This is a genomic window from Pseudobutyrivibrio xylanivorans DSM 14809 (genome assembly GCF_900141825.1).
Classification (GTDB): domain Bacteria; phylum Bacillota; class Clostridia; order Lachnospirales; family Lachnospiraceae; genus Pseudobutyrivibrio; species Pseudobutyrivibrio xylanivorans.
The window spans coordinates 110,742-124,784 of record NZ_FQYQ01000003.1; the positions used below are offsets into that span (position 1 = coordinate 110,742).

The window sequence follows — 14,043 nt, forward strand, 5'->3', positions numbered from 1 at the left end:
GTGCAAAACTATACAACTTTTTAAATTTTTATGCAAGGGAATTTTTCTAAAAAATCTCATTTTTCAAGGTTTAATTAGTCCCAAAATCCTTGAAAAATAAGGATTCAAGTGGTATTGTAATTTAAAGTGCTATTGCTTTAAAGTGCTAAATTTATTTAATTCAGAAAGGATGGTTTATGTTATGAAACAAATAAGTAACTTTATCGGAAAGTACATGGCTGTCATTGTACTTGTAGTTGCAGCATTGGCTTTGTTTGTGCCTGCAAGCTGTCTATGGATTCAGACCAGCTGGATTAACTATCTTCTTATGATAGTAATGTTCGGGATGGGTCTTACCATTAAGCCTGAGGATTTTGTTTTAGTATTCACTCATCCAAAGGACATTCTTATTGGCTGTATTGCTCAATTCACAATTATGCCAATACTTGCTTTCCTACTTGGCAAAGCGTTTGGGCTTGAGGCGGGACTTCTGGCAGGTGTAATTCTTGTTGGTACCTGTCCTGGTGGCACATCTAGTAATGTAATTACATACCTTAGCAAAGGTGATGTTGCTTTATCTGTAGGAATGACTAGTGTTAATACACTTCTTGCTCCTCTTCTCACACCAGTTATTACATATTTATTCCTTCGTACAACTGTGTCAGTTGATGTAATGGCAATGTTTATTTCTATTATAAAGGTAGTTATTGTACCTATCGCTCTTGGATTTGTAATCAATCACTTCTTTGGTAAATACACCGCAAAAGTAAAAGAGGCTCTTCCACTTGTATCTGTTCTTGCAATCACTATGATTGTAGCTGCTGTTGTTTCCCACAACTCAGAGCAGATTCTCACTACAGGTGCAGTTATCTTCCTAGTTGTAATCCTTCACAATCTTCTTGGTTATGCATGTGGATTATTACTTGGAAAGGCATTGAAGCTTTCTCTCGCAAAGAAAAAAGCTCTTTCAGTGGAAATTGGTATGCAAAACTCAGGCCTTGCGACCTCACTTGCAGCTACAGCTTTTCCTAATCTCGCAATGGCTACAGTACCAGGAGCAATCTTCTCTGTATGGCATAACATTTCGGGAGCATTACTTGCAAACATCTATCGCAGAATGGAAGAAGGCAAAGAGCATGAGTTGAAGATTAAAGTCTCAGTTGAAGTTACTGATGACGAAAAAAGTAATTTTGCATAGGTTTCTCAGAAAAACAAAAGCCTAAATTTTTTATCATTAACTATTTAAAAAGTACAGCCAGACATCATCTGATGCCTGGCTGTTTTTTATTTATAATAAGTTGTAACTGTCTCACCATTTGAGCCTAGAGGCACCTTGTGATCAAGACCTACAAACTTACCAGTTTTTGAATCAGACCATAGTGTCTGCTTCATCATGTTGTACTTAGCTGAATCCCAGGTTACCCAGTCGCCTTCAAGAAGTCCGCCTGTGTCACCAGAGTTAGGATTAATGCACCAGAAGGTGTGATTGATGTGATTCTTAGCTATGAAATCTGACATGATATTCAGATACTTCTCATTAGAACCACCATCCATGAATCCACCCCACTCACCAATAAGAAGAGGTGCGATATCCTTATCCTGGAGATAGAACCAGCTGTCATACCAAACATCCTCAAGAAGAGTCTTTTCGCTGAAATCCTTCTTGAACCATGTCTGCTCGTAAACTAGTGGGCCGTAATCATGTGGAGAATATACTAACTGATTCTGATACTTTCCAAGGTCTACTGGATATTTTCCAGCGTTTCTGAGGTTTCCACCCCACCATCCCCCGTAATACTTAAGCTCATCTTCTGAAGCATTAGGATCCTGTAAGCCTGAGTTGTAATCATAACCAGCTCTTGGTGTCTCCTCGATACCTTCTACCATAATAAGAAGGTTAGGGTTTACATCGAGGATAGCCTTTCCACAACGGCTAGCTGCATACTGCCAGTTGCACTCATCCTTAGAATCGTCCCACTTAGCTGCAGGCTCTTCGCCTGTAGAATACTTGCCATGTGGTTCGTTTTTAAGATCGCAAGCGATGATTGTATCATCATTCTTATACTCTTTTACAAACCATGTCCAACCATCAATCCAATCCTGTGTGGTGAAGCCCTTAGGTCCATACCAAACATTATAATTGTGACCTGAGTTGTTGGCATCAGCACTATGGCAGTCCATCATAATCTTGATACCATTTTCTCTGCAAAGCTTTACGAATGTATCAAAAATTTCTCTTGAATCCATATCGCTTCCATCAGCTCTTTTAAGCTCTGGATTAGCGTATGTATTTACATTAACTTTTACTTTCTTACCAGCCTTCCAGTCAAGGAGAAGCTCTGTAGAAATTGGCACACGTACAAGGTTGATACCATGATCTGCCATTCCTTCAACTACATCCTTCATATTAGCACTCCACAATCCATGGAATACCTTCTCTGAGCAGTTGAATCCAAACCAGTTTGCACCAGTTAAGAATACCTCACGTCCCTGCTTATCAAGAATCTTATGGCCATCTGTGTGAAGCCAGTCATCTTCCTGAACTGAAGGATCCTCTACCACTGTTGTAGGAGTTGGAGTTGGCGTTGGTGTTGGTGTTGGCTTAACAGTAGGTGTTGGTGTCACAACTGGTGTTGGAGTTGGTGTAGGCTTTGCTGTAGGTGTTGGTGTTACAACCGGTGTTGGAGTTGGTGTAACTACTGGTGTAGGTGTTGGCTTTGGAGTATCAGCCTGTCCATCCCCATTTGCAATAATCTCAACTGTAGAACCAACATGTGTTGAACCTTGAACGCCAAATTCTACTGTGCTACCTGGCTCGATAACTGAATTCCACTCCATTGGAGTGATTTCATAATAGTCACCAGACTCTTTTACCTTAACGTTCCAGCTTGAATCAATTCCAACATCATTCTTGTTCACTTTAAGAGCCCAAGAATCAGCTCTGGTTATTGTATCATTCTTTACCTTAATTAATACCTGGTAGCCTGAGCCCCAATTATTAATTGTATAGGCTGTAGTTAATTCCTTCTCTGCTGCTCTTACACTAAGAGGTGCAAGATTGCATCCTGATACAAGTAATAAGGCAGCTAAAGAAGCGGATAATGTCTTCTTGCAAATAGATTTTTTTTGCACTTTGCACCTCCTACTCTACAGTAATTCCAACTGTTGAGCCTACATGGCCTGATCCCTGAACACCAAATGATGTAGATGCACCTGGCTCAAGAACTGCGTTCCATGACATAGGGGTAATTACATAGTAATCATCTGTCTCGTCAATGTTTACGCACCAGCTAGAATCAATCTGAATGTCGCTCTTATTTACCTTAACTGTCCATGTGTTAGTTGTGATCTTAGAGTCATTCTTAACATTTATTAATACCTGATAGCCTGAACCCCAGTTGTTAATTGAATAATCAGCATTCAAGCTTCCTGAAGGTGTCTCAGTTGGCACTGGTGTTGGAGTTGGTGTTGGCTTTGGCGTAGGTGTTGGTGTTGGCTTTGGTGTAGGTGTTGGTGTTGGCTTTGGTGTAGGTGTTGGTGTTGGCTTTGGTGTAGGTGTTGGTGTTGGCTTTGGTGTAGGTGTTGGTGTTGGTGTTACTACTGGTGTTGGTGTTGGCTCATCAACAACATCTACTGTCTTCTCACCAAGAACTAATGTAGAGCCCTCAAACAGCTGCATTCCCTTAGGTGCAGACATCTGAGAATTGCTTGTTCCGCCAAGTCCTGCTACACATGGGCTTGTAGAATAATCCCACTTACCAGGTGCTGTAATTCTAATCTGAAGCTCGCACTTGCACTCACTCTGTCCACCTGGATAGATTTCAGCGCCTGCAAGATCAAGGTCGATATAGTAAAGACCTGAGTTGCCAGACTTCTTAAAGCTAGAAATCTTTACAGGATGCTGCATATAAGTTGTAGAAACCTTCATATCTGATGCACTGTTTCCTTGTGCGATAACATCGCTAAGGTCGAAGTACATACGAAGCTTAAGATTGTCAGTAACTCTTGCTGGCCATGCTGTATGATTCTCGATAACAGTCTTAAGCTCAACAAAGTTAATCTTGTTGTTCTTATCCTGAGCATTGATGCCAGCCTTAAGAACAAACTCTTCACCATCTGTCTTTTCGATAGCTGTTGGTGTTGTAACGGCACCAAATCCGTTCTTTTCATAGAGATATGCACAAGCGCCTGTGAAGCCTGCATTGTAATCGCAAGCAACCTCGTTTGCCTGATAATCACTACGAACATCCTTGTATGAATCGTCTGCAGAACCAGGTCCACCAACGATAGCACCTACAAGTGTATGTCTTGAATTCTCAGGAGCTGCGTTGAGGTTGTTTGACCAGCAACCATGAGCTGCTCTGTGATGAGGATTCTTAGGAGACTGTGCATTGTAGCCAACCATGAAGTTCTGGCCATTGCTTCCCAGTGTGTAATTGATTGTTCTTTCGATATAAGCATTTGCTCCATCCTTATGAGCTTTATCTGCTTTATCAAGACCAAGATATATTGTATCAATGAATGCCTGGTTGCAAGCATAACGAACTGAGCCCCACTCACTTAAGAATGAAAGTCCACCAGGAGTAATTCTTACTGAATTAGAACCTTCAAGCTTGCCATTCCAGCAATCAATACTATTCTCAATTGGTGTGTAATACTTATCTTTACCTGTTAACTCTGCAAGAAGTAAGCATGCACCCATGTGTGTGTCATCCCAAGACATTGTCCAAGAATATGCAATTTCATCGCCACCCTGGAATTCTGAACCAAAGTTTTCAGCATACTTCTCTGCCTTTGTAAGATATGTCTTATCTCCTGTTGCCTTGTACAACCAGCATCCAGCTAAAGCAAGCTCATCATAGAATCCGCTGTATGATGTGTAGAATCCGCTTGCTGCTGTGTAGCCTGCATCACTCTTTGCACTTTCTGCCATCTTATATAAGGTCTTGGCATGTGATAAGTATGATGCTGCTCTTGAAGGATCTGAATCCTTTAATACAAGAGATGCTACTGCAAGTGAAGCTGCAGCCTCACCTGTTACACAAGAACCACCACCTGCAGATGTTCCATCTACCTTAAAGGATGGTCTAGACATCTTTGTTTCAACAAGCTCTGGTGCGCCCCAGAATCCATGGTCCTTTCCACCATCGCCTACTTGATAATAATATGTGTTTGAATCTGGATTACATTTTACAAAGTAATCATTTGCCCACTTAATATCGTGAAGCATCCACTTTTCCTGTCCAGACTCCTTGTATGCCTTTGGATTATTTAAGTATGACCAACCAAGAACCATAGATGAATATGCCATTGGTAAATTAAACTTAACATTATCACCAGCATCATACCATCCACCAGTAAGATCAAGTCCGTTGTCTGAGCCATCCTTAAGTGCAGAATCTGCTCTCCAGTTTGTTCTTGATAATGTTTCCTCTGAAAGCTTTCCAGATTCCTGAAGCTGATAGAACAATAATGACTTTGCAAGAGCATCACCATAATTGTAATTTGCAGCATCAGCCTTAAGTGTTGGAAGGCTAAAGCCGCCAATCACCATGGATGCAGACAGAGAGCACATCAGAACCTTTTTGCAAAAAGATTTTGTGTTTTTGTGCATATAACATATTCCTCCTTAAAAATTGTTTTTATATTATGATATCCGCGCGCTTGATATCATAGTTTACTTAAACGTTTGAGTTTCTGATTAAAAGGAATGCGAGTAAAATTTACTCTAAAAATCTACCCGCATTCTCTAATTTTTTAATCTTACTTAACAGTTATATCTACTGTTGTACCAATTGAACCATTGCCCTGAATTCCGAAGTCTACCGACGCTCCCGCTTCTATAGAAGAATTCCATGACATTGGTGTGATTACATAATAGTCACCATCCTCGGCAACATTTACACACCAGCTTGAATCAATCTTTACATCTTTCTTATTTACCTTCGCTGTCCATGTATTAACCTTAGCTGAAGAATCATTCTTTACCTTGATTAATACCTGATAGCCTGAACCCCAATTATTAATTGTGTACTCTGCCTTTAAATCACCTGTAGCTGAAGGTGTTGCTGTTGGCTGAGGAGTTGGTGTAGGTGTTGGCTTTGGCGTTGGTGTAGGTGTTGGCTTTGGTGTTGGTGTAGGTGTTGCTGTTGGCACTGGTGTAGGTGTTGGAACAACTTTTCCATTGATAGTAGCTGGTGTTCCATCTACATGCTTCATAATTGCACTGATGATTTCTGGATCCATCCACTTTAATGAATTTCTATCAATGTATCTGTGACACTCACCATCAGAACCTGCAGAATTATTCTCATAGACATTGTTATCCCAGAGAACCATTGCTACATTGCTGTACTTTGCAGCTGTTCCCCAATAGTAATTAGCCCACTTTACACGGTCTGCTCTATTGTTTCTGTTTGTTGCACTTGTCTCACCAACGATAACTGGTACGTTCTTTGATAAGAACTTAGAATTTAAATCATTGAAGAATGAATCAATATCCCCCTTATTGCTATCGTCAAACTTTGTTGTGTATGTATCACTTGCAAGAGCGAAATAATAAGGAATATAAGCATGAACTGAAAGAATCAGTCTGCCCGTTGCAGAGTCCTTAGGCATAGCAAATGAATTTGTCATACAGCCTTCGATAGAAGCATCATAACCTGGAACCATTACGCATCTTGTAGCGTTGTTTCCACCTGTTGCTCTGATTGCATCAAGTGCTACCTGATTGTAATCATTGATGCATGCAACAGCCTCTTTAATATCAGAGCTTGGATTATTTCTTGGGAACCACCACTCCTCGCTGTGTCCAACAAGTCTTGGCTCATTCATTGTTTCAAAAACAAGGTGATAATCATAATCCTTGAACTCTTTACCAATCTGTGTCCAAACTGACTTGAAATAAGCCTCTGAACGATTCTTATTAGCATTGTTTGGAACATAGAAGCAATAATCACTATTGATATCATGATGTGTATTTAAGATTACATACATATCATTTGCAATACAGTAATCTACTACTTCATGTACTCTCTTCATGAAGAAATCAGGAATTTGATAATTAGATCCTGTTGTATACTGTCCCCATGAAACAGGAATACGAATTGTATTAAAGCCTGCCTTTGCGACTTCATCGATTAATGCTTTTGTTGTCTTTGGGTTTCCCCAGTATGTCTCATTTGAGCTTGTGTATGGGAAATTGGCTTTCTGACCATATGAGTCAAGACTGTTCCCAATATTCCAACCTACTGTCATGTCTGAGACAACCTGTGTAGCAGTTTTGTTTGTACCGCTGGCAGCATTTGCTGTTTTTACAGGAACTGCTGTTACAACGATTATTAATGTCAATACTAACGATAATAATCGCTTAATTTTTTTAACATTATGCATTCTTATGCATCTCCCTTCAAATTACTGTCGCGACCTATATATATAATAAGTTTTCGAAAACGTTATAGTCAATAACTTATGCCTCGCTGTGTATTATTTCACACGTGCAGTTTTCACGTCGCAAAAACTCTGTCAAGACTAATATACTAGTATTTTTAACAATTAATCGTAGTATTTTTTTATGCACTTTGTATCATTTTCGTAATATTTTGTTAATATTTTACTCTTTCGATTTAATTTTTCACTGTGCATATTTACTAAAAAAGACCCAATTTTTTCTTACAAAAAAATCGGGTCTTTTTTTAGAGTTTCCTTTTTCAGAAGGAAAACTTTAAATTGGCGAGTATCATTTTTACTCTACTACTTTTATATAACTGCTTACGCAATATAGTGTCTGTCCGTTGTAATCAATTCTTGACCAGCCATACTCATTATTAATCCCTGTACGTGTAGCCGTCATACCATTGTATAAAGTGATAACAACCTGCGAATCTGCATCGGTAACACTTGGCTTAGAGCGAAGGTTAACTATTTCCTTTGCAGTTATTAACTCATTACAATCTGTAAATTTTGTTTTAAATCCTGTTGTAGCTGGTGTCTGCTCTGCTTGGGCTGCATCTGTAGCTGTTTCTGGAGTAGGTGAAGGTGCTGTCTGGGCGGCTGCAGATAAATCTGTTGTAAGGTAGCTTGAAACTGCATAATATGTGCCACCCTCAAATACCACTCTTGACCATCCGCTCTTGCTGACTCCTGTACGTGTAGCAGTCTGACCATTAAGAAGTGTCACCTTAACTGTACTATCTGCTCCCTGGCTAGGCTTATCTCTTAAGTTTGTCTTACTCTTCGCTGTAACTGTTTCCTCCACAGCATCGAACTTCATAAGTGCTTCCACGTCAGCTGACGCCACTGCTCTTTCAGATGTATCCTTGGCTGTTTCTGTGCCGTTGTAACCAAAGTATGCCACATCAACATCTACCTTTTTGCTAATTCCAGGAATAGTTCCCTGATTTGTGTACTGCCACATAGCGCATTTTCCGCTATATGCAGGACCTGTAGCAATGGCTGATGTGTCCTGGTTATACCATGCCATCCAGATTTTCCATTTTTTCTCTAACGAAGATGCATTCCACTTGGCATCATTTGTCAGCTCATTTTTTGAAGCGTAGAAAATAGGTGTATATCCGGCCTTATATATGGCATCCAAAAAAGCATCTGCAACTGCACTTCTCTCATCCATTGTCAGATTGTACTGTCGACTTGAGCTATTTTCAAATCCCTCACAGTTATATCCAACAGGATATGTTATAGGATATTGAGCAATATAATTTGCAACCCAGGTAGCCTCCTCATTGGCCTCTGTAGAATTTATCGCTGTAGAAAAGAAATAAGCACCAATCTTAATTCCATTCTTTTCAGCTTCCTGCATATTATATTTTGCATTTGTGTCAGCTTTGATTTCTCCTGTAGATGAATCTCTGTAACCAACACGAATCATTGCAAAATTGATACCAGATGAAGCTACCTTGGCCCAATCGATTGTACCCTGGAATTTAGAAACATCTATACCATAAGTGATGTTTGAATTCTCTCCTACTGTGCTGGCACTAACCAAATTACCAACATCTACAACCTCGCCTGATTCCACCTTTACTTCTGTCTGTGGATCCTTTGCTGTTTTATCCTCTTCGGATTCCTCCAGCTGCTCCGTTGCCTCTTCTGATTCTTCCTGTGGCTCCCCAGTCACCACTTCGATTTTCACATCATCCTCTGGCTCCTGTATCTCTGCCACCTCGACTGGTTCTTCCTTTCCACCAGCTAGTTTTTTGACAATAAATACGGTCCCCAGTGTGAAAAACAGAATACCTACAGCGATGCCGCCAATAAGTATCCTGCGTTTAATAATATTTTTTTGCTTCCTTCCTCGGCTGGAAGCTTTCTTGTTGTAATCAAAATGATCAAAGTCCTTCATTGTTGTTATATTCTTCCTCCAATTTTTTCAAAACATACATGTTTAGTATAACAAAATAAAAAAAATAAGCCAGCCCGAAGGCTGGCAATTTCAACATTTTTAAGCTATGAAGTTTTTAATCATCTGACGTCCATCAGGTGTGAGAATTGATTCTGGATGAAACTGTAACCCGTAAATTTCATAATCCTTATGCTTTACAGCCATTACCTCTCCATCATCTGAAGTAGCTACCACTTTTAGATTAGAAGGAAGAACTTCAGGGTCTGCTGCCAAGGAATGGTAACGGGCTACTTTTATCACTTCAGGAAGTCCCTTAAATAATTTGCAGTCTTTGTCAATTGAAACAACCGACTGCTTTCCATGCATCAATTCCTTAGCGTAGGTAATGTTAGCGCCAAATGTCTCACAGATTGCCTGATGTCCAAGACATACTCCAAGAATAGGAACCTTTCCTGCAAAGTGAGCTATTACATCTTCGCAAATCCCAGCATCTATTGGCCTACCCGGACCTGGGGAAATAATAATCTGATCAGGATTAAGCTTTTCAATATCGCATAGACGAAGTTCGTCATTACGAATTACTAATATATCTGAATTAATCTCTCCAACCAGCTGATAAAGATTGTATGAAAAACTGTCGTAATTATCTATTAGTAAAATCATGCCAATCCCCCTTCTGCGTATTTTACAGCATTAACTACTGCCTTTGCTTTATTGATACACTCCTCTGCCTCTGTAAGAGGTACTGAATCATACACAATTCCAGCCCCCGAACGAATACAGATTGCATCTTTTTTCTTATAAACAAGTCTGATAGCAATACACACATCAAGATTGCCTGCAAAATCAATATACCCTAATGCACCGCCGTAGATACCACGTTTGCTCTGTTCCAGTTCTTCGATAATCTGACAAGCTCTAAACTTTGGTGCACCTGAAAGAGTTCCAGCTGGTAAAATTGCATCGACAGCATCTATAACATCCTTATTGTCAGCAAGCTGTCCTACCACTGTAGAACCTATGTGCATTACATGAGAATAACGCTCTACTCCCATATACTTTTCTACATTTACGGAACCAAGCTTACTTATTTTTCCAATATCATTTCTACCAAGATCCACAAGCATATTGTGTTCTGCCAGTTCTTTTTCATCCTTTAGGAGCTCTGCCTCAAGTGCTTCATCTTCGCTCTGACTCTTTCCTCTAGGACGTGTCCCTGCAAGTGGAAATGTGCTTACAGTTTTTTGCTCTACTTTTACTAAAGTTTCAGGTGATGCACCTGCAATTTCTATGTCATCACTGTTGAAATAAAACATATATGGTGATGGGTTTGTAGAACGTAGATACCTGTATGTATCAAACAGACTTCCTTCTGCCTTTGCTGTCATAGGGTTAGATAGAACCACCTGGAAGATATCCCCCTCCTTGATGTAATGTCTGGCTTTTTCAACCATCTGACCATATTCTTCTTTTGAAAACTTTGGTGTTATTTCTGAATTGAGCTTAAGTGGTTTAAACTCCATTTTAACACCCTCATTAAGAAGCTTCTTTAGCTGCTCTAGTCTCTCGCCGGCCTTTGAGTATGCTTCATCCATAGAATCAGTATCTAGCATTATTCCTGTAATTATGAAAATCTTCTGCTTGTAATTGTCGAATGCAATTACATCATCAAAAAGCATAAGGTCCATATCCTTAAAATCATCTTCTCCATGATTTTCAAGGGCAAGCTTTGGCTCAGCATACTTAATATAGTCATAAGAAAAATATCCAACAAGACCTCCTGTAAAAGTTGGTAAGCCTTTTACAGTTGGGCTCTTATAGTCATTAAGTATCTGACGAAGAATTAATCCTGGATGGGCAACCTTACGCTCCTCTACAAGAGTTTTATCTGCCCCATGATTATCTTTAATCTGCACTGTACCATCCTGACAGGTGATTTCCATTTTAGGGTTGAACCCTAAGAATGAATACCTTCCCCATGTCTCAGACTGGCTGGCACTTTCTAAAAGATAACATTGATGGCTTGCATTTCTTAAAATTCTCACTGTCTCTATTGCAGTAAGGCTGTCTGAAAGCATCTCAATTGCTACAGGAATACGTTTATAGTCACCGCTTTCAGCCAGCTTTTTTACTTCCTCTAAACTAGGAAACATAATAAGCCTCCTTCATTTCTTTAACGAATCTTCCTACATGCTTAGGTGCATCTTTACCATGCTCTGCAATAACTCTCACAATTGCAGAACCTACAATAGCTCCATCTGAAATACCTGCCATTTCACCAGCCTGTTCAGGTGTAGATATGCCAAAGCCTACTGCACATGGTACATCAGTATTCTTTCTAACACGTTCCACTAAAGACTTGATATTTCCATTAAGCTCTTTTCTTGTACCTGTAACGCCAAGGCTAGATACGATATAAATAAATCCTTTAGCATCTGCAGAAATCATATCAATTCTGTCTTCTGAAGTAGGTGCAATCATTGACACAAACTCTACATCATATTCTACAGCTACATCTTCAAACTCAGCCTTTTCCTCAAATGGAACATCAGGCAGGATAATTCCGCAGATTCCTGTTTCCTTACACTTTTCAAAGAATCTTTCACTTCCATATGAATAAACTACATTTGCATATGTCATAAATACTAATGGTATACTTACTTCCCCACGAACCTCTGCAACCATATTGAACACATCATCAGTTGTGACCTTATTCTTGAGAGCTCTGATATTTGCCTCCATGATGACTGGTCCCTCTGCTGTAGGATCTGAAAATGGGATACCAAGCTCAATTAAATCTGCGCCGTTTTTCTCAAGCTCTTTTATTATTTCTTTTGTGGTCTCAAGGTCTGGATCACCGCATGTAATAAATGGAATAAATGCTTTTTTATTGTTAAATGCTTCTGCTATTTTACTCATAGATGTTCTCTCCTCTGTAACGTGCAATTGCGGCACAATCCTTGTCGCCACGACCTGAAACTGTAACCATGATAATCTGATCCTTGCTCATTGTAGGTGCCAGCTTCTTCGCATATGCGATAGCATGTGAGCTTTCGATTGCTGCAATAATTCCCTCTGTCTTAGCTATATACTCAAATGCCTCCACTGCCTCATCATCTGAAACAGGTACATATTCTGCTCTGCCAATGTCATGAAGATATGCATGCTCTGGACCAACTCCAGGATAATCAAGACCTGCCGAAATAGAATATACAGGTGCAATCTGTCCATACTCATCCTGACAGAAATATGACTTCATACCGTGGAAGATTCCCACCTTACCAGTGTTAACTGTAGCTGCTGTCTCAAATGTATCAATACCACGACCAGCTGCCTCACAGCCGATTAGCTTTACATTTTCATCTCCAATATAGTGATAGAATGAACCCATTGCATTACTTCCGCCACCTACACAGGCTAGAACAGCATCTGGAAGTCTTCCTTCCACCTCAAGAATCTGTGCTCTGGATTCTCTTGAAATAACAGCCTGGAAATCTCTAACAATTGTAGGAAATGGATGTGGCCCCATAACAGAACCAAGACAGTAATGTGTATCATCAATTCTTGTAGTCCATTCTCTCATACACTCTGAAACCGCATCCTTAAGAGTTGCTGTTCCACTTGTAACTGGAACTACATCTGCGCCTAAAAGCTTCATTCTATATACGTTTAATGCCTGACGCTTAGTATCCTCTTCACCCATGAAAATTACACATTCCATATCAAGAAGGGCTGCCGCTGTGGCTGTTGCAACGCCATGTTGTCCTGCACCAGTTTCAGCAATGAGTCTGGTCTTTCCCATCTTCTTTGCAAGAAGAGCCTGTCCTAAAACATTGTTAATCTTATGGGAACCTGTATGATTCAAATCTTCTCTCTTAAGATAAATCTTTGCTCCGCCCAAATCCTTAGTCATCTTCTCAGCGTAATAAAGAAGACTTGGACGACCAGCATAGTTATCAAGAAGTTCCTTTAACTCTCTATTAAATTCCGGATCATCCTTGTAGTGGTTGTAAGCTTCCTCCAACTCATTTACTGCATTCATAAGAGTCTCTGGAATATACTGACCACCGTGTACACCAAATCTTCCTGTAGTCTTAGATGCTTTTTTATCCTCTCGTACCGCATTTACGAATTCACGCATCTTATGACCATCCTTAAGCTTGTCAGTCTCAATACCTGAACTTACATCTACACCATAAGGATTAGTAGCTTCAATAGCATCAGCAACATTTTCCTGATTGAGACCACCAGCTAACATAAAAGGTCTATCGATATATGAAAGCAATTTCCAATTGAAAGTCTTTCCTTCTCCCTGACCTACATCAAAAAGAATCATGTCTGCACTGGACTTTTCAGCCTTAATAAGCTCCTCAGGTTCATCACCCTTAAATCGCTTGATTACAGGAATACTCTTATCCTGAAGCTCCTTGATATAATCCTCACTTTCATTTCCATGAAGCTGAGCCACATCAATAATTCTCTCATCATATAGATTTTCAATTTCAACTGGATTGGCATCAACAAAGACACCTACAGTTTTAATTTCTGGGTTAAGCATTGCTCTAAGCTTTTTCGCCTTATCCTTTGTGATATTTCGTCTGCTCTTCTCATAGAATACAAAACCAACATACTCTGGCTTAACTTCGTTTGCTTTTTTAATATCTTCTTCTCTTGTAAGTCCGCATAATTTAATTGCTGTCATA

The 14,043-nt window shown here is 39.8% G+C and carries 9 protein-coding genes and 1 pseudogene; 1 reads left to right on the plus strand and 9 read right to left on the minus strand.

The window, feature by feature from the left end:
• The first annotated feature begins 181 nt into the window (after nucleotides 1–181).
• On the plus strand, nucleotides 182–1,177 hold the full coding sequence (locus BUA88_RS03615) for a bile acid:sodium symporter family protein (RefSeq protein ID WP_242939570.1): 996 nt from the start codon (nucleotides 182–184) through the stop codon (nucleotides 1,175–1,177).
• An 86-nt stretch (nucleotides 1,178–1,263) separates the two neighbouring features.
• Here BUA88_RS03615 and BUA88_RS03620 read toward each other — a convergent pair whose 3' ends face one another.
• The 9 genes and pseudogenes from BUA88_RS03620 to BUA88_RS16705 all read right to left on the minus strand — a co-directional run.
• Nucleotides 1,264–3,111, minus strand: a complete 1,848-nt coding sequence (locus BUA88_RS03620) for a cellulase family glycosylhydrolase (RefSeq protein ID WP_072912856.1) — start codon at nucleotides 3,109–3,111, stop codon at nucleotides 1,264–1,266.
• A 10-nt stretch (nucleotides 3,112–3,121) separates the two neighbouring features.
• Complete coding sequence (locus BUA88_RS15855; RefSeq protein WP_083572375.1) at nucleotides 3,122–5,593, minus strand: glycoside hydrolase family 9 protein; 2,472 nt, start codon at nucleotides 5,591–5,593, stop codon at nucleotides 3,122–3,124.
• 149 nt (nucleotides 5,594–5,742) lie between these two features.
• Nucleotides 5,743–7,371: a cellulase family glycosylhydrolase gene (locus tag BUA88_RS03645; RefSeq protein WP_072912858.1), complete on the minus strand. Its 1,629-nt coding sequence runs from the start codon at nucleotides 7,369–7,371 to the stop codon at nucleotides 5,743–5,745.
• A gap of 352 nt (nucleotides 7,372–7,723) precedes the next feature.
• Nucleotides 7,724–9,340 (minus strand): GH25 family lysozyme, encoded by a 1,617-nt coding sequence (locus tag BUA88_RS03650; protein ID WP_072912860.1) that lies wholly within the window; start codon nucleotides 9,338–9,340, stop codon nucleotides 7,724–7,726.
• A gap of 99 nt (nucleotides 9,341–9,439) precedes the next feature.
• On the minus strand, nucleotides 9,440–10,003 hold the full coding sequence (locus BUA88_RS03655) for an anthranilate synthase component II (RefSeq protein ID WP_072912862.1): 564 nt from the start codon (nucleotides 10,001–10,003) through the stop codon (nucleotides 9,440–9,442).
• Complete coding sequence (gene trpE, locus BUA88_RS03660) at nucleotides 10,000–11,493, minus strand: anthranilate synthase component I (protein WP_072912864.1); 1,494 nt, start codon at nucleotides 11,491–11,493, stop codon at nucleotides 10,000–10,002. The genes BUA88_RS03655 and trpE overlap by 4 nt, the downstream gene beginning before the upstream one ends.
• Complete coding sequence (gene trpA / locus BUA88_RS03665; protein ID WP_072912866.1) at nucleotides 11,483–12,259, minus strand: tryptophan synthase subunit alpha; 777 nt, start codon at nucleotides 12,257–12,259, stop codon at nucleotides 11,483–11,485. The genes trpE and trpA overlap by 11 nt, the downstream gene beginning before the upstream one ends.
• The gene (trpB, locus tag BUA88_RS03670) at nucleotides 12,252–13,481 is read right to left on the minus strand and encodes a tryptophan synthase subunit beta (protein ID WP_242939575.1); all 1,230 of its coding nucleotides are present in this window, start codon (nucleotides 13,479–13,481) and stop codon (nucleotides 12,252–12,254) included. Before trpB ends, trpA begins: the two co-directional genes overlap by 8 nt.
• Nucleotides 13,476–14,042, minus strand: a pseudogene (locus BUA88_RS16705) (phosphoribosylanthranilate isomerase); the annotation flags it as partial. The gene trpB and the pseudogene BUA88_RS16705, both read right to left, overlap by 6 nt.
• Between the last annotated feature and the right edge of the window lies 1 nt (nucleotide 14,043).

Bases quoted from the DNA above. Each gene is read 5' to 3' on its own strand.
- trpE (WP_072912864.1), bottom strand. From the start codon at position 11,493: ATGTTTCCTAGTTTAGAGGAAGTAAAAAAGCTGGCTGAAAGCGGTGAC.
- BUA88_RS03650 (WP_072912860.1), bottom strand. From the start codon at position 9,340: ATGAAGGACTTTGATCATTTTGATTACAACAAGAAAGCTTCCAGCCGA.
- BUA88_RS03655 (WP_072912862.1), bottom strand. From the start codon at position 10,003: ATGATTTTACTAATAGATAATTACGACAGTTTTTCATACAATCTTTAT.
- trpA (WP_072912866.1), bottom strand. From the start codon at position 12,259: ATGAGTAAAATAGCAGAAGCATTTAACAATAAAAAAGCATTTATTCCA.
- BUA88_RS03615 (WP_242939570.1), top strand. From the start codon at position 182: ATGAAACAAATAAGTAACTTTATCGGAAAGTACATGGCTGTCATTGTA.
- BUA88_RS03645 (WP_072912858.1), bottom strand. From the start codon at position 7,371: ATGCATAATGTTAAAAAAATTAAGCGATTATTATCGTTAGTATTGACA.
- BUA88_RS15855 (WP_083572375.1), bottom strand. From the start codon at position 5,593: ATGCACAAAAACACAAAATCTTTTTGCAAAAAGGTTCTGATGTGCTCT.
- trpB (WP_242939575.1), bottom strand. From the start codon at position 13,481: ATGCGTGAATTCGTAAATGCGGTACGAGAGGATAAAAAAGCATCTAAG.